Raw genomic sequence first — 16338 nt, 5'->3', positions numbered from 1 at the left:
TCGGGGGGCATGTCGACTTTCGCCGTGCAAGTCACCTAATACCAAAAAGTGGGGGAGAAGTGGCAAGAAAAAACTGGTCCGTAGCGAGTCTTGTGGAAGAAAGCGGCCTCGATGTTGAACAGGTCCTTGTCGCCTTATGGGGTGAGGGGATCAACTACGTTGATGAGTCCTCGACACGTCTCCGACCTGAGGATTCCAAGCGGGCCGAAGTCGCCGTCGGAATTGCTGGTTCCCGTCGTCGACGAGTTTCTTACTGGGAGTACGAGCTGGCCATGTCAAGGTCGGAGATTTCAGCGCTCCTCCTGGAGACTGGATACACGCTTCACGAGCAGGCCCGCAACATCCCAAAGGGGGCCATCAAGCGCCTCGAGCACATACAAGACCTGCGCGCAACTGCGTCATCGACGAACGAGACCCAAGAAGCTCTCCCGGCTGCTCCTCCATTCGAATGGGCCTCTGTTGGCACCCGTCGAGCGGTGTTGTGTCTCGAATCCCACGAGGTCCGAGACATTCACGCGGAGCTGGAGCAGGATTTTCTTCTCACTGACGATCCCATCTATCCCCCGGGTATCCGATACGAGGACCTTCTGGAGAGTGCTGTTGAACGCCAGAACGCAGGCTACGGTGGCGAGCGTAAGTACACTTCCCTGTCTGCAACTGCGGCGGCCTTGCTTCACTCCCTGGTGCAGAATCATCCGTTTCATAACGGAAACAAGCGCACGGCGTTGGTCGCCATGCTCGTCATTCTCGACCGAAACGGTGTGGTCCTGGAATCGAATCAGGACGACTTATTTCGTTGGATGGTGCAGGTGGCAGCTCACGATCTCCTACCCTCGGGCCTTGAGTATGACCAGAAAGCCGAACGTGAAACCTATGCAATCAGCGAGTGGATTCAGAAGAATAGTCGCCCCATCAGGAGGGACGAGCGCACCGTAACGTGGCGCACCCTGCAGCGGATCCTCAGAGGCTATGGATGTGAAATTCGACAAGTGCGGGGGGAGAAACTGGAAATCTCTAGGGCGGTGGAAGTTCGACGGCGTGGCCTATTTAGATCAAGGAAGATGGAACTTCTGGCAACCCATTTTGTCAGCACGGGCGATGGGCGAGACGTGCCGCGAGGCCAGTTGAAACGAATACGCGATGATCTGAAATTGAATGACGAAAACGGAATTGACTCCGAGAACTTCTATTCGCGTGACCGTGAGCCTGATTATTTCATTGCTGAATACTCGAAACTCCTGCGGAGGCTTGCACGAGTTTGACTGTATCGGGGAGTACGTCGTTGCGCTCGTGCGGCAAGGTGAGGCCGAAGTTACCACTTGATCTGGTTCTGAACCCAGAGACGAACGGCAGGCGGCCTGAGAACTGATCCTCACAAATCAGGAGTCAATCAAACCGACAGCAGTCCCGACTCACTTGACGATCAAACAGTTGACCATTTCAGTTTGCCCGCCTTCGACGGCGGAGCCATGCCGGCGCCGGATTCAGCCAGTGACATCAAGAGCGCCAAATTCCGACTCGATCGACCGGTCGTATTGCTCTCAAAGTTGAACCCACGTTTCCCACGGGCGTGGAATGTTGAGTCAGTCGGCGACCGGCCTGCCTTGGCCTCCACTGAGTTCCTGGTCTTGGAACCAGTGAATTCGAATACGGCTGCGCTCTGGGCTGCTATTTCGCAGCCTGAATTTTCAATCGCGCTTGACGCAAAGGTTTCTGGGACTTCAGGGAGCCATCAGCGTGTTAAACCGAACGACGCGCTAAACACGTTGATTATCGATCCGCGCCTAATCAGTCGCGAACGTAGCGAACTAGTCACCAATCTCGTCAGTCTCGCGGGGAGAGCGCGCAGAGAGAGCCGCACCCTCACCGCAACCCGCGACGCGCTCCTCCCGCAGCTCATGTCTGGCAAGCTTCGGGTGAGGGATGCAGAGAAAGTACTTGAGGGGGTGCTCTGATGGCGGGATTTTCAGAAGCAGAGTGGGAGCAGGTGGCGCTCGAGCTGCTCAGCGAACCGCTGGGCTGGCAGCCGATGGCGGGCGAGCAGATTGCGCCGGGCAGCGGGGAGCGGGACAGCTGGGATGAGCTGCTCATCCGGCCGCGGCTGCTCGACGCGCTGCGGCGGCTGAACCCGACCGTTCCGGGGGAGTACCTGGTGCAGGCGCTCGCCGAGATCGCCTCGCCCAAGTCGCAGGACGCGATCACCGAGAACCAGCGCATCCACGACTACCTGATCGAGGGGTTCCGCCTCAGCTACATCGGTGACGACGGCACCGAGGTGAATCCGAGCATCCGTCTGGTCAGTGCCGAACCGTCGGAGAACGACTGGCTCGCGGTGAATCAGGTCACGCTCGTCCGTGGCGACTACAAGCGGCGCTTCGACTTGGTGCTCTACTGCAACGGCATGCCCGTGAGCGTCATCGAGCTGAAGAAGGCCGGCAGCGAGACGGCCGATGTCGCCGCGGCGCACGCCCAGCTGCAGACGTACCTGCGGGAGTTCCCGATGGCGTTCCGGTTCTGCGTCTTCACGCTCGCCAGCGACGGGATCCTCGCCAAGTACGGCACCCCGTTCACACCACTCAACCACTTCTCGCCGTGGAACGTCGATGACGACGGCACCCCGGTGAAGCCCGGTGACACGAACGACTGGAATGCGACCACCGGAATGGAGATCGCGTTGCTCGGCCTGTACAACCAGGAACGGTTCCTACAGCTTATGCGCTCCTTCACCGCGTTCGACGAGGGAGCCGACGGCCTCGCCAAGCGGATCGCCAAACCGCACCAGTACTTCGCCGTCACCAAGGCCGTCGGCAGCACCGCGCAGGCGGTGGAGAGCAACGGCAAGGCCGGTGTGGTCTGGCACACCCAGGGCTCGGGCAAGTCGATGGAGATGGAGCTCTACACCAACCTGGTGTCGCGGCACCCGAAGCTGAAGAACCCCACGGTCGTGGTGATCACCGACCGCAACGAGCTCGACGGGCAGCTCTACGAGACGTTCGCGGCCAGCCTGCTGCTGCCGGAGAAGCCGCGGCAGATCAAGCGCCGTAGCGAGCTGCGCGACGAGCTCAGCAACCGCGCCACGGGCGGCATCTACTTCACCACACTGCAGAAGTTCGGGCGCAGCGAGGCCGAGAAGCAGGCCGGCGCGGAGCATCCGCTGCTCTCCGACCGGCGCAACATCATCGTGGTCGTCGACGAAGCGCACCGCAGCCACTACGACGACCTCGACGGCTACGCCCGCCACCTGCGCGACGCCCTGCCGCACGCCACCCTGATCGCATTCACCGGCACGCCTATCTCCTTCGACGACCGCAACACCCGCGACGTGTTCGGCGAGTACATCGACATCTACGACCTGTCCCGCGCCGTCGACGACGGTGCCACGGTGCCGGTCTACTTCGAGCCGCGCCTGATCAAGGTGAACCTGGCAACGGATGTCACGGAAGAGATCCTCGACGAGGCCGCGGACGAAGCCACCGTGGGGCTGGACGACACCGAACGGGCGCGGATCGAGGCCTCCGTCGCCGTGGTCAACGCCGTGTACGGCGCCCCGGACCGCATCGCCGCACTCGCCGAGGACATCGTGGAGCACTGGGAGAACCGGCGCGGTCAGATGAACAAGTTCATCGAGGCGCCCGGCAAAGCAATGATCGTGGGCGGCACGCGCGAGATCTGCGCGAACCTATACTCGGCGATCGTGGCGCTGCGCCCGGACTGGCACTCCGACGACCTCGACAAGGGCGTCATCAAGGTCGTCTATTCGGGCACCGCGTCGGACAAGCCGCCGGTGATCGACCACGTGCGCCGCACCTCGGCCAACGCCGTGGTCAAAGCCCGACTCAAGGACGTCGACGACGAACTGCAGCTGGTGATCGTGAAAGACATGATGCTCACCGGCTACGACTCGCCGCCGCTGCACACGCTCTACTTGGACCGGCCGCTCAAGGGCGCTCTGCTCATGCAGACGCTCGCGCGGGTGAACCGCCCGTTCCGCGGCAAGGAGGACGGTCTGCTCGTGGCGTATGCGCCGCTCGCCGACAACCTGGCCAAGGCGCTCGGCGAGTACACGAAGACCGACCAGGAGAGCAAGCCCATCGGGCGCGACGTCGATGACGCCATCGTGCTGACCCTGTCGCTGGTCGACATACTGCGCGCGATGCTCGCCGGGTACGACTGGAAGGCGGAGCTCGCCAAGGGCGGGCCGAAGCGCTACCTGAACGCGGTGACCGGTTCGGTCAACTTCCTGAGGGATCCGGCGACGCCGGGCAGCCAGGTGGCCGAGGGCGAGGAGACCCTGGCGGCCGCGTATCGGCGCTACTCGGGCCAGCTGTCCCGGGCCTGGGCGCTGTGCTCGGGTGCCGGGTCGCAGGAGCTCGAGGAGCGTCGGCCGGAGATCCAGCTGTACGAAGAGGCCCGGGTGTGGATGGCCAAGTTCGACGCCTCCGACCGTCAGGCCCGGGGGGAGCCGGTGCCCGAGGATGTGCAACGCCTGCTCGGCGAGCTGATCGCTTCCGCGACGTCAGCGGGCGGGGTGCTCGACATCTACGAGGCGGCCGGGATGCCGAAGCCGTCGCTTTACGATCTCAGCCCGGGGTTCATGGCCAAGACGCAGCAGGCGCGTAACCCGCAGCTTGCGATCGAGGCGCTGCGCAAGCTGCTGACCGATGAGGCGGTGCGCACGACGCGCAACAACCTGGTGCGCCAGCGCGCCTTCTCAGACCGAATCTCCGAGCTGATGAACAAGTACACGAACCAGCAGCTCACCTCGGCCGAGGTAATCGCGGAACTCGTCGCCCTGGCACGTGAGGTCGCCGCCGAGGCCAACCGCGGCGCCGGCTTCGCGCCGCCGCTGAACCACGACGAGCTCGCGTTCTACGACGCCGTGGCGCAGAACGAGTCGGCCGTCGAAGTTCAGGGCGAGGGGGTGCTGGCCGAGATCGCCCGCGAGCTCGTTGCGGTGATGCGACGCGACGTGCGTACCGACTGGACTGTGCGCGACGACGTTCGCGCGAAGTTGCGTTCCTCGATCAAGCGTCTGCTCGTAAAATACGGCTATCCACCGGACCGCCAGCCCGTGGCCATCAAGCTCGTGATGGAGCAGATGGAGTCCATGGCCCCGCGCTACAGCGAAGAGCGAGCGGCATAGTGGACACCGACAATTGCATGGGTATCTAGACGATATGAGTGTGTTCAGCTCTTGAGGCTGGGGCCTCCGTTCAAGTAGACGTGGGTTACCAGCCTTGGAGGGTTGGCCTATCCACAGTTGAACTTTGGAGGCCCCAGTGAGTATCTCTCGTAATTTCATTGGCTTGGATGTCCATGCCCGCAGTGTCGTAGCTTTCGCAATCGACGAGGAGACAGGTGAGGTTTTGCGGCGTCGCTTCGGCGGCGATCTGCTCGAAGTCGTGGCGTGGGTTCGGTCGTTGCCGGGCCCGCAGACGGCGACGTATGAGGCCGGCCCGACCGGTTTCGGTTTGTTCCGGCAGCTCTCTGAAGCGGGAGTGACGTGCGTGGTCGCAGCGCCGTCGAAGCTGCAACGTCCAACGGGTGACCGGGTGAAAACGGATGCGCGTGACGCCGAGCACCTGGCTCGGCTGCTGCGGATGGACGAGATCACCGCGGTGCGGGTTCCCTCGGTCGAGGAAGAAACCGCTCGTGATCTCGTGCGCTCCCGAGAAGACACCCGACAGGACCTGATGGGCGCCCGGCACCGGCTGTCGAAACTGCTCCTGCGACACGGATTCGTCTATGCCGACGGCGCAGCGTGGACGCAGAAACACGATGCTTGGCTGAGATCCCACCGCGGCGGTGACCTCGCGTTCACGACCGCGTTCGACGCGAACTATGAAGCCGTGATCCAGACCTCCGCCAGGCGAGACCGTCTCGACAAGGCCATCAACGCGATGGCTGCGGACTCACAGTTCACACCATTGGTGAACCGGCTTGGTTGTTTGCGTGGCATCGGCCCGTTGACGGGTTTCGCGTTGGCTGTTGAAATCACCGACTGGCACCGCTTCACCGGCAACACCATCGGATCCTTCCTCGGGTTGGTGCCGGCCGAGTATTCCTCGGGCCAGTCCCGTCAGTTGGGCGGGATCACCAAGACCGGCAACTCCCACGCCCGAAGGCTGCTCGTCGAGGCAGCATGGCAGCATCGCCGCGATTACCGCCCAGGAAAACAGTCCGTGATGCAGGCCAGGTGGGACAGAGCGCCTGTCGAGGCGCGCCTCCGCGGCCAGGCCGGCAACGAACGGTTATATCGCCAATGGGCGTCATTCACGATGAGGAAGAAGCGGCCCGTGATCGCGAACGTCGCCATCGCTCGAGAACTCGCCGGCTGGTGCTGGTCCCTCGCCGTCATGGACGGATAAGCCCCTCAAGACCGGCTGATCGCCCCGGCCGGAGCGACCGGCAAGCATGTGGAGTGACCCGCTTTTCAACTATGAGCAGCACGACATTCAGGTCGTGCGACGCCCGACCCTAGACCTGCGGCACCACTCCCGCCGAACACTTCGCCCTGCGGTAACCAACCCGCGCATATCAGTCTGACCATGCGTCGATAAGACACGCTCGACGCTCCGGCCCCGGCGACCAGCCCCGCAGCACCCGAGACTCAACTCTCTCGGATCGTGGCCGGCGGAAGCGGGGAAAAAGCACCCCCGCAGCCACCAACCACAACCCGAACGGCCATCATCACGGGCGCCGCTCAAACACGCCCTCTTGACAAAAAACCGCACATATCAGTTGACAGAAACTAGATCGTCTTCCCGTGCCGAGTTAAGAAACTCGTCAAGTGTTCTAAAAGTCACATGGTTGATTTCCCAAGCCTCAATAGCGGCCTCAAATATGTCTGTGCGCCATTGGCGGTCGGATTGAGACCGCAGCGGGTCGTAGATGACTTCGACCGGAGTGTCTGGAGCTAGCGCGAGTTCTCTATTGCCCGCGATGCGCAAGGAAGCACCATCCTGGCGCAGACGGCTGACGAGGAAATTCCAGGACTGAATCTCGCGTTCCAGCGGCTCCAAAGTCGCCACATTGAACGCCCAGACGTTAGTGACGCGCTCGACTAACCGCTGGGTGCGGACGACATCGAACGATCCACGTTGCTTCCCGATGATCGCTTGAGGTTGAACAAACAAGTCGTGACCAAGTCTGAAACCCATCTCGTGAACCATGGTGTCTCGAACCTCGGCCCTTAGGGAACGCCTATTCACAGTTCGTTGGCGCCGAGAACTTTCGCGCTCGACCAGATGAGGAAAGAGGAGAGCAACCCCTTCTCGCCCGGACGACACGTCAATCGGTGCTCTCGACGAGAACTGCACGGAGTTTGCCTGCCGCGACCGAAGGTGCTCGATCCAACCGCTGCCGACGACCATGTCATTGGCGGATAGCGACGAACGGCCAGGAGACTCGACTGTTCGCCTAAACCATGTAATCCACGAAGTTAACTCACTCAAATCATTGCTTAGCGTCCCGTGATTCTTTACCGAGTGCCTGTCGAATTCCACCGCCCAGTCGCCGCCGTCGCGTCCGCACACAACGCCTATGTTGGTGAACTCGCCGCGCGCGACATTTGGGACATATCGAATCACCCAATACTGGTACTCCACAGGTCGCCTCCTAGTCGTAGCTTGAGTTCTTAGCTGCCGTCGCCAGACGTTTGGCGACACCATCGGTACGTAAATAAAGCATGTCCGCCAGGATGGAAAGGTCCGACGAGGGAATTCCCCATTCTATGGGCACTGACTGCGTAACGCTACGGATCGCATCCCGATCCAGTGCATCTACGGCCGTGGCTGCGTCTCGGAGAGCTGCGGCGGACGCGACGCTGGGGTCAAGATCGTATTGCCACGGACTCGTTCTAACTCTTTTGAGTGATTCGCTTGACCAATCTCCATCGCCTCCCAACCAGAATCCATGATCGAAGGTCCAGATCGAGTAGTCATCCGATGTGTCATGGAGCCATTGAGGGTCGCCGCCCATGCAAAGGTCCCAGAGCGCAAACACTTGCGCTTGCCGGGCACGGTTGTTGTCACGCGCCGAGTACGTAGTCCATTCGTCTGAAACGATTACCGAATCGACATTCAATGATCCGTGTCCGATGCCGCCGGTCAGTTTGTGCTGCGGGGTGAACCACCAATTCAGGGAATTCATCGAAATGGGGATGTTCACCAAGGCGGTCCGGCACACTGGGGCGCCGATCAAGGCCCCAATCCCGTGCACGACGACCTCAGCAGCAAGCGTGCGTACGCCCTGCGGGTTATTTGGGGCTTTGATCCAATACTGATTCCCATCGGAGGCCAACCCTAGAAAGGTTCCAGATCCCGACTCGGTGGTTTGGAGTGGCGCAACGAGCGTGACCAATTGGAGGTTTTGATTATCCGAGGGCGTTGCCACTCGCTCAGCATATCGACGGACGATGCTTCACTAGACCAACCCTTCGTCGGATATCGACGCTTCCAACTCTTAGTCGACTCTTCCACTCATAGCGGTTTACCATCGATGCGGTGAATCAGCGCTATGGCGTTCTGGGGAGCAGAGCCGTTCCTCACGGTCGCTCTTCGCCCGCCCGTGCAGTTCGGTGTAGCTCATAAAGGGCGGCTCGGATGCGTCTTCCGGCTGAGCCCATGCCGACTTGGACCGGTGCCCGTACAGGCGCAGTGCTGCCTCTAGCGTCTCAACCCCGAGTCGGAGGACGATAGCTATGGCTGCAGCTGAGGACGATTGGCGTACGTGGGCCGACTCATCCGCTTCGTCCACGATCGCTTCGCTGCGTTCCATAGATACGATGAAGGCCCATTGCTTTCCGTGACTCAACCCGGAGAGCAGTTGCCACCATGCGATGAGCGTCATGCGACTCACGGTCGGTGTCGACGGGTCAGACGCCATGATGGCATCCGCGTTCTCTACCAGGTCGCTGTATTTCAGCCTTGCGAACCGAAAAGCTAGGGGCTCACCGAGGCTAGGCCGCGTGGCGATAAGCTCCTTAATCTCACTTTTCGCACGTTCGTGAAGCGAACTGTTCGGATTGCCCATCGACGCCGCGAACGTGTCCTGATATTTCGCGTCTTCCACCGCCGTCAAATAGCTCCGGCGAAGGCGTTCGTCTCGATCATTTGGATCGAGTAAATAGATCGCGAGAGCTGCGCTTTCAGTGGCCGCTCGAAGCACCGGATACAGCCCGGACATGGGCAGCTTCCCCGTGCCGGCAATAACGGGCTCAAGAACTGCCTGCACCGTCATGAGCGCGTCGACCGCGGCTTGCATCGCAGCGACGTGCAGGCTGCCAGTGCGCCAGGTACCCAAGTAGCGATCGTCAAGCCGAAGGCTGGAGCGGTCTTCTACGACCTGCACATATATTCCATCGAGCTTCGCCTTGGCCGCCGCGATCCGCACGAAGGTGAGCTGCCAGAGGGTGACGGCCACCTGCTCAGAATCGGGCGCGATCGAGCGGTTGAACGGAAAGCCGTTTGGTCCCTGAGAGGTGGTCATAGCTGACCTTAGGTCAAATGCAACGACGAGGTGTGTCATCGCGGCAGAAATAGGAACTGGGCTGTTGCGGCCGAGAAGAGGTCGTCAGGTGATGGTGTGCTGACCTGCGTTTCGTCGCGGAATCTGTGGCGCGCAGTCATCGACATCGGCCTCACTAACGACGATGACCGCAAGCAGGAAGACGTTGGAGCAACAGGCGACGCACGGCTGGACGCGGTGTGGTGGCCCAGGCTGCGGCCGCACCTAGTGTGGCATCCACTCCGACCACCGGTGGGTCGTGCATGGAATGTGGGGACGTGGGCGAATGGCGGCCGAGACTATCCGACGATCAGGACGCGAAGCTCACGCTGGATCAGCGTGGAAGGTTCGTCCCGCGTAGCCGAGCTTCCTTGATATCGCGAGAGCGGTTTGTTGCATCACGGGTTGAAGAGCCTTCATCCTCTCAGCTGGCATATAGGGGGTGATGGCCGAGATGCTGATGGCTGCGACGACGGCACCGCTTCCGTTGTGCACAGGTGCCGCAACACAGCGAATTCCTGGTTCATTCTCTTCTAGGTCGAGTGTTGAACCTTGTTTCGCGTACTTGGACATGCGGGTCAGGAAGAGCTTGCGAACGTCATTTGGAGTATTGAGCCCGTGGTGCTCTTGGTCGAACACGGCTTCCCAGCGGTGCGGTTCGTCCAGGAGGAGCGCTTTCCCGATGCCTGTTTGACTCAGAGGCATCCGGTAGCCAATGCGCGAGCGCATTTCCGCGCCGCGCGAGCCCGAGATCTTGTCAACATAGAGAACCTGTCCTTCTTCCTCGATGGCCAGGTGAATGGTATCGAGGTACTTCTTGGACAGGAGTTCCAAGAAGGGGCGGGCAACGGTGGATGCCGGGCTTTGGTACAGCGCCTGGAATCCGAGTTCGATGAGTGTCGGCCCAAGAGAATAGTCGGCGCCGTGAGTACTGCGCAGATACCCGAACTGTTCCAAGAGTTGGACGAGACGGTGAGCGGTGCTTCGGCCTATGCCTGTCGCCAGACACACGGATTTCAAATCGGTGGCGCCAGTCGCCACTGCGCGCACTATTTCTAGACCGCGGGAGAGTGTTTGCGTTCCTGGCGGGCGGGATTCGACGTTGTTGGACGTTTGCACCGGGTCGGTCATCTTTGCTCCCGCTGCTCGCAGACCGAGCGACTATTTCGCATACGCATGATCCCAGTATATGAGACGACGTTTGAATTATTGGGATGATCCCGTCAGTCTTGTTGTGCGGGCAGGGATGCACATTCCCCTCAGCGAATCAGCAGGGAACCAAGAGTCGATGACGAATCAAAGCCGAGCCCGATTGATAGCACTGGACTGGGGGACCAGCTCGCTCAGAGCGTATCTGTTGGGAGATTTCGGAATTGTGTTGTCCGAGCGCCGGCAAAGTTCCGGTGTTCTGGCCGTGACGTCAGATGCGAATCGGGCGGGAACAGATCATGCGCAGGCTTTTGAACACTGCTTCGAGGCGCTCTGCGGCGATTGGCTCATGCTTTGGCCGGACGTTCCCGTCATTGCCTGCGGCATGGTCGGGAGCAATCAGGGCTGGGCCGAGACCCCGTATCGCAAGCTGCCTTCTGATCTTGCCACCGTGGGAATCCTGACTCCCGTTCCAACGAAGCGACACGTCATGGTTCACATCATTCCCGGGCTAATCGTTGATTCAGATTTTCCTGACGTTATTCGCGGCGAAGAAACACAGGTACTTGGGGCATTGATGAGCGCCCCTCAGCTCAACGCTCATCAGCGCGACGAGCGGATCGTTTTGTTGCCGGGGACCCATTCCAAGTGGGTGCGGGTTTCGGGAACGACCGTGACCGCCTTCACGACTTACATGACCGGCGAGTTCTTTTCACTGCTCGCGACTAAGAGCACTTTGTCCCTTCAAGCTGTCCGATCGCAGAAGCCCGATTGGAAGGCTTTCGCCCGGGGCCTCGAGGTCGCTGCGGCTCCGAACGGTGGAATCTTGATGACGGCCTTCTTGGCTCGCACGCTCGTCATGACTGGCAAGTTGCACCCGACCCAGGTTGAGGATTATCTCTCAGGCCTGTTGATTGGTACCGAAATCGCCGGCATTCGAGCATCCTGGCTCGGCGAATTCTCCGGCGAGATCCTCCTGTGCGGTGAGCCCGACCTCAACGACCGATATCGGCGAGCACTCAAGAGGTTCGGATTGCAGGTGGCACACGAGACGACTACTGCGGCTGTGGCAGGGATGTGGCACGCCGCCACTGCGGCCGGGCTCCTCTCCGAGACCAGGATCCTGCCCTCCCAACCCTTCCAGCAACATCCTTCAATTTCGAAAGGCTGAGCGTGAAATCCACAATCGAAACACCCATGAATTACCCAGGTCTCATCGCGATTCTTCGGGGTCTGACGACGGAGGAGGCCCCTGAGGTCGGCCAGTGCCTGTACGACGCGGGCTTCCGGTCCCTTGAGGTGCCGTTCAACTCGCCCGACCCTCTCGCAACGATCACTGCCCTGCGCGAGCTGCTTCCACTGGATTGCCTAGTGGGTGCTGGAACTGTCCTCACTGTGGATCAGGTCCGTCAATGCCACGACGCCGGGGGTCAGATCATCGTCTCACCCAATACCAACACCGCTGTGATTGCAGAAACCGTGCGTCTAGGGATGCAGAGTTTCCCCGGAGCAGCCACGCCCAGCGACGCCTTCGCTGCTATCGGCGCCGGCGCGAAGAACGTCAAGATCTTCCCCTCCGAACAGGTCGGGATCAACGGGCTCAAAGCCTGGACTGCAGTCGTTCCCAAAGAAATCCATTTAATTCCTGTTGGCGGCATTGAAGCAACCAACATCGGAATCTGGATGGCAGCCGGCGCAACCGGTTTTGGAATCGGCTCGTCACTGTACAAACCAGGCATCGCTATCGAGGACCTCCGACAGCGTGCCATCGCCATGATTGCAGCCTGGAAATCGGCACTCGCCTCGACAAGGAAGTCAGCATGAAAATCACCAAACTCACCACCTACTCGGTACCACCGCGCTGGCTCTTCCTGAAGATTGAGACGGACGAGGGCATCGTCGGTTGGGGTGAACCCGTGCTCGAGGGGCGGGCGGCAACTGTGGCCGCAGCGGTTGAAGAACTCTCCGACTACGTGATCGGCAAGGACCCCCGCAATATCGAAGACATCTGGACTGTGCTCTACCGTGCCGGCTTCTATCGTGGAGGCGGAATCCACATGAGCGCCCTCGCCGGAATCGACCAGGCGCTGTGGGACATCAAAGGCAAAGCGCTCGGCGTCCCGGTACACGAACTGCTCGGTGGGAAGGTCCGCGACAAGATTCGCGTGTATTCCTGGATCGGCGGCGATCGTCCCTCCGATACGGCCAAGGCGGCCAAGGACGCCGTCGACCGCGGTTTCACAGCGGTAAAGATGAACGGCACCGAAGAGCTGCAGTTCATCGATACCTGGGACAAAGTGGAAAAGTGCATCGCGAACGTTACCGCGGTGCGTGAAGCTGTCGGCAAGAACGTCGGCATTGGTGTCGACTTTCATGGTCGCGTCCACAAGCCGATGGCGAAGGTGCTGATCAAGGAGCTCGAGCCCTACAAGCTGATGTTCATCGAGGAGCCTGTCCTCAGTGAGAACGTCAGCAGCCTCCTGGACGTCATGAGGAACACTCCCACACCTATTGCACTAGGCGAAAGGCTCTTCTCCCGGTGGGACTTCAAAGACATCATCGCCAGCGGGGCTGTAGACATCATCCAGCCCGACCCGTCGCACTGCGGTGGCATCACCGAAGTTCGTAAGATCGCCGCAATGGCAGAAGCCTACGACGTCGCCGTCGCGCTGCATTGCCCACTCGGACCGATCGCCCTCGCCGCTTGTCTCCAGGTAGATGCCAATGTCTACAATGCCTTCATCCAAGAGCAAAGCCTGGGTATTCATTACAACAAGTCCAATGATCTGCTCGACTATGTGGTCGATCCTGGCGTCTTCGCCTACAACGACGGTATGGTCGCCATCCCGAACGGACCCGGCCTAGGCATCGAGGTCAACGAAGAGTATGTCCTCGAGCGCGCCCAGGAAGGTGCCCGCTGGCGCAACCCAGTTTGGCGTCACACCGACGGTTCATTTGCGGAGTGGTGACTCACATGTCGACCACGACCCAAACACGCCCGGAAAGACCCCGCGCACTGGCGGGTACTACCAAAGTCCGCTATGTGATCGCGATAATGCTGTTCGTTACCGTGGTTATCAACTACATGGACCGAGCCAATCTCTCCGTAGCCGCACCACTCATCTCCAAAGAATTTGGTCTGGACACGGCGCAGCAAGGACTCCTTCTATCTGCGTTCGGCTGGACCTATGCCGCCCTTCAGCTCCCTGGTGGCTGGCTCGTTGATCGCGTCCATCCGCGTCTCCTCTACCCGGCGTGCTTGGTACTCTGGTCAGCCGCAACGATCTTCATGGGTATCGTCGGCAGCTTCGCGGCGCTCATTGTGCTCCGGCTCGCCGTTGGTATCTTCGAGGCCCCCGCCTATCCGATCAACAACAAGGTTGTCACGAGATGGTTCCCTGAGCGGGAACGCGCCACCGCCATCGGGTTCTATACCTCGGGCCAGTTCATCGGTCTGGCTCTGCTGACACCCGTGCTGACGTGGCTCCAGTTCGTGCTCAGCTGGCACTGGATCTTCGTTCTGACTGGTTCGGCGGGAGTGGTCTGGGCGCTGGTCTGGTACATCGTCTACCGCAACCCTCGTGAGTCGGCCAAGGCCAATGCCCAAGAAATCGCATACATCAAAGAAGGCGGCGGTCTCGTCGACTTGGATGCGACGCCGACCAAAGCCCCAAGAAAGCGGATTGCCTGGACGGACATGTTTATTGTTCTCCGCCGACGCAAGCTGTGGGGCATCTACCTCGGCCAGTTCTGCTTAACGTCAACCTTGTGGTTCTTCCTGACCTGGTTCCCCAGCTACCTTGTGAACTACCGCCACATGGACTACATCAAGAGTGGATTCCTAGTCTCGCTCCCGTTCCTGGCCGCACTCGTAGGGGTGCTTCTCGGTGGGGTTCTTTCCGACAACCTCGTCAAGAGGGGATTCAACCTCGGGCTGGCACGCAAGCTACCGATCATCGCTGGTCTGCTCCTTTCAATGACCATGATCGGAGCGAATTTCACGGACGACACCACTCTCGTCGTCATGTTCATGTCGGTGGCGTTCTTCGGCAATGGCCTGGCGTCGATTACGTGGTCTCTGGTCTCGGCAATGGCTCCAGCCCGTCTGATGGGCCTGACCGGTGGCATGTTCAACTTCATCGGTAACCTCTCGTCAATCGCGACTCCCATCGTGATCGGCTTGCTCGTTTCTAAGACCGATTTCGCCCCCGCGTTCGTCTACATGACACTCATCACGGCGGCCGGGATCTGCTCCTACGTGTTCTTGGTTGGAAAGGTTGAACGCGTGATCGAATAGCGTTACCGACCAAGAGGCGTATGCAACCGACATGACATCGGGGCATGGAACCTGAGGCGCTGACATCGTTGCGTGAGCACCGGACGGCGTCTCGGGTTCCGTCGTTTCGGCGACGTGCGCGGAGTTCGGTCGCCTCGAACCCCATAGTGGGGGACGAGGATGTCGGTCGCGTGCGGGTAGCGTCAGGCTACGGGGGTACGGGTGGCGATGTCTGACGATTTGGACGGGCGCGTTGACTTTGCGGGCATCCAGGCGTTGTCCTCGCGCGGAGCTGGCTACTCGGTGGCGGCGAAATGTCTACAGGTCCAGGCTGCCGCTGAGGCGCTCGATCCTTCACTGAGATCCCCCGCCGGGGTGACGCTGTGTGCTGATGCCTGGTCCTGGTACGCCGGAGCTCTCGGTGAGATCGAGGTAGGCGCCCTACTTACCGCGCTCGGCCCGACGTGGTTCGTGCGCCACGCGGTGCCGATCGGTGCCGGCACCAAGGACGTGGACCACCTCGTGATCGGGCCCGGGGGAGTGTTCGCGATCAACACGAAGCACCATGCCGGCGCATCCGTTTGGGTGGGCGACTTCGTGCTTCGAGTCAACAACGCGAATACCCGCCACCTGAAGCAGGCGCAGAGCGACACGATAGATGTGGGCCGACGGCTGACGGCAAAAGTCGGGTTCCCCGTGCCGGTCATTTCCGTCCTGGCCATTCTTGGTGCGAGGTCGATCAGCGACAAGCGGGTCCCCGACGAGGGCATGGTTTCTGTTGTGGACGCGAAGGAACTTGTCGCCTGGCTCCTGGCCCGGCCTCAGCACTTGAGTGACAGCGAATTGGCCTTGATCGAGTTCGCAGCGGAAGAACCGGAAACCTGGCATGTCGACCCGAGAGCAGCAGACACGCTGCGGGTGATGCCACGTTTCGAGCGACTCGTCGTTCAGGTCGTGACGCCGAGCGTTCCCACTGCGGTTCGCTCTCGAGCCAAGGCCGCGCCGACTCGAAGCACATCTCGCCCCGCGACCCGTGCTCCCAACTGCGCTCCGAATCGCGCTCCCGTCCGCAGCCGCGCGACTCCGCCTCGCTCCCCGGCACGACGGAAGGGCCGACTGCGAGTGACACTGAGTGACCTCGTAAAGCTGTGGCTCGCTTGCGGACTCATCATCACAGCGATGTCGATGCTCCAAGGCGTCGCGAACCAGCCGTGCACCTCCCCAGCCGGTTGCGTGCTGCCCTCGCTGCTCGTGGCGTTCGCTCCGCTCCTGAACCTTGGAGTGGTGGGTGTGATCGTTGCGGCTCTTGTCGGGTCGATTCTCTGGTTTGTTCGACGATTCACGCACTAGACGATGTCGCGACCTGAGGTTGTGATCGCGGAGCCGCTATGTGTGTACTTCTGTGT

12 protein-coding genes and 1 pseudogene are annotated in these 16338 nt (G+C 60.7%); 8 read left to right on the top strand and 5 right to left on the bottom strand.

Translation table 11 applies throughout. The features are described 5' to 3' along the window. Positions 1-59: 59 nt before the first annotated feature. The 3 genes from RHM57_RS13420 to RHM57_RS13410 all read left to right on the top strand — a co-directional run bounded on the left by RHM57_RS13420 (position 60) and on the right by RHM57_RS13410 (position 6368). Positions 60-1262, top strand: coding sequence for a type II toxin-antitoxin system death-on-curing family toxin (locus RHM57_RS13420; RefSeq protein ID WP_322188340.1), 1203 nt, complete (start codon positions 60-62; stop codon positions 1260-1262). A 692-nt stretch (positions 1263-1954) separates the two neighbouring features. Next, entirely contained in the window at positions 1955-5143 is a 3189-nt protein-coding gene (locus RHM57_RS13415; RefSeq protein ID WP_322188338.1) for a type I restriction endonuclease subunit R, read from the top strand. 124 nt (positions 5144-5267) lie between these two features. Beyond that, positions 5268-6368, top strand: a complete 1101-nt coding sequence (locus RHM57_RS13410) for an IS110 family transposase (protein WP_322188336.1) — start codon at positions 5268-5270, stop codon at positions 6366-6368. Positions 6369-6737: 369 nt separating this feature from the next. Here the strand turns inward: RHM57_RS13410 and RHM57_RS13405 are convergent, their stop codons facing one another. The 5 genes and pseudogenes from RHM57_RS13405 to RHM57_RS13390 all read right to left on the bottom strand — a co-directional run bounded on the left by RHM57_RS13405 (position 6738) and on the right by RHM57_RS13390 (position 10638). Beyond that, positions 6738-7172, bottom strand: a complete 435-nt coding sequence (locus RHM57_RS13405; protein WP_322188334.1) for a hypothetical protein — start codon at positions 7170-7172, stop codon at positions 6738-6740. Positions 7173-7421: 249 nt separating this feature from the next. Next, a pseudogene (locus tag RHM57_RS19625) lies at positions 7422-7670 on the bottom strand (DUF3037 domain-containing protein); the annotation flags it as partial. Then, complete coding sequence (locus RHM57_RS13400) at positions 7618-8394, bottom strand: hypothetical protein (RefSeq protein WP_322188332.1); 777 nt, start codon at positions 8392-8394, stop codon at positions 7618-7620. The pseudogene RHM57_RS19625 and the gene RHM57_RS13400, both read right to left, overlap by 53 nt. A 96-nt stretch (positions 8395-8490) precedes the next feature. Continuing rightward, positions 8491-9489 (bottom strand): hypothetical protein, encoded by a 999-nt coding sequence (locus RHM57_RS13395; protein WP_322188330.1) that lies wholly within the window; start codon positions 9487-9489, stop codon positions 8491-8493. 342 nt (positions 9490-9831) lie between these two features. Beyond that, positions 9832-10638 (bottom strand): IclR family transcriptional regulator, encoded by an 807-nt coding sequence (locus RHM57_RS13390; protein ID WP_322188328.1) that lies wholly within the window; start codon positions 10636-10638, stop codon positions 9832-9834. Positions 10639-10708: 70 nt separating this feature from the next. Between RHM57_RS13390 and RHM57_RS13385 the strand changes: the two genes are divergently transcribed. The 5 genes from RHM57_RS13385 to RHM57_RS13365 all read left to right on the top strand — a co-directional run bounded on the left by RHM57_RS13385 (position 10709) and on the right by RHM57_RS13365 (position 16282). Beyond that, on the top strand, positions 10709-11827 hold the full coding sequence (locus RHM57_RS13385; protein WP_322188326.1) for a 2-dehydro-3-deoxygalactonokinase: 1119 nt from the start codon (positions 10709-10711) through the stop codon (positions 11825-11827). Positions 11828-11829: 2 nt separating this feature from the next. Beyond that, positions 11830-12480 carry a 2-dehydro-3-deoxy-6-phosphogalactonate aldolase gene (locus RHM57_RS13380; protein ID WP_322188324.1) on the top strand — a complete coding sequence of 217 codons (651 nt, stop codon included), beginning with the start codon at positions 11830-11832 and terminating at the stop codon, positions 12478-12480. After that, positions 12477-13625, top strand: coding sequence for a galactonate dehydratase (dgoD, locus tag RHM57_RS13375; protein ID WP_322188322.1), 1149 nt, complete (start codon positions 12477-12479; stop codon positions 13623-13625). The genes RHM57_RS13380 and dgoD overlap by 4 nt, the downstream gene beginning before the upstream one ends. A 5-nt stretch (positions 13626-13630) precedes the next feature. Further along, positions 13631-14953, top strand: coding sequence for an MFS transporter (locus RHM57_RS13370; RefSeq protein ID WP_322188320.1), 1323 nt, complete (start codon positions 13631-13633; stop codon positions 14951-14953). Between the two features lie 207 nt (positions 14954-15160). Continuing rightward, positions 15161-16282, top strand: a complete 1122-nt coding sequence (locus RHM57_RS13365; RefSeq protein WP_322188318.1) for a nuclease-related domain-containing protein — start codon at positions 15161-15163, stop codon at positions 16280-16282. Positions 16283-16338: the final 56 nt, after the last annotated feature.

This window comes from Cryobacterium sp. 10S3, assembly GCF_034344045.1.
Lineage (GTDB): Bacteria > Actinomycetota > Actinomycetes > Actinomycetales > Microbacteriaceae > Cryobacterium > Cryobacterium glucosi.
The sequence above is the reverse complement of the archived record's forward strand: the minus strand, read 5'-3'. Positions and strand labels throughout refer to the sequence as shown.

Excerpts from the sequence above, each read along its gene's own strand:
- RHM57_RS13395 (WP_322188330.1), bottom strand. The coding sequence starts at position 9,489 with ATGACCACCTCTCAGGGACCAAACGGCTTTCCGTTCAACCGCTCGATC.
- RHM57_RS13405 (WP_322188334.1), bottom strand. The coding sequence starts at position 7,172 with ATGGTTCACGAGATGGGTTTCAGACTTGGTCACGACTTGTTTGTTCAA.
- RHM57_RS13415 (WP_322188338.1), top strand. The coding sequence starts at position 1,955 with ATGGCGGGATTTTCAGAAGCAGAGTGGGAGCAGGTGGCGCTCGAGCTG.
- RHM57_RS13390 (WP_322188328.1), bottom strand. The coding sequence starts at position 10,638 with ATGACCGACCCGGTGCAAACGTCCAACAACGTCGAATCCCGCCCGCCA.
- RHM57_RS13365 (WP_322188318.1), top strand. The coding sequence starts at position 15,161 with ATGTCTGACGATTTGGACGGGCGCGTTGACTTTGCGGGCATCCAGGCG.
- RHM57_RS13370 (WP_322188320.1), top strand. The coding sequence starts at position 13,631 with ATGTCGACCACGACCCAAACACGCCCGGAAAGACCCCGCGCACTGGCG.
- dgoD (WP_322188322.1), top strand. The coding sequence starts at position 12,477 with ATGAAAATCACCAAACTCACCACCTACTCGGTACCACCGCGCTGGCTC.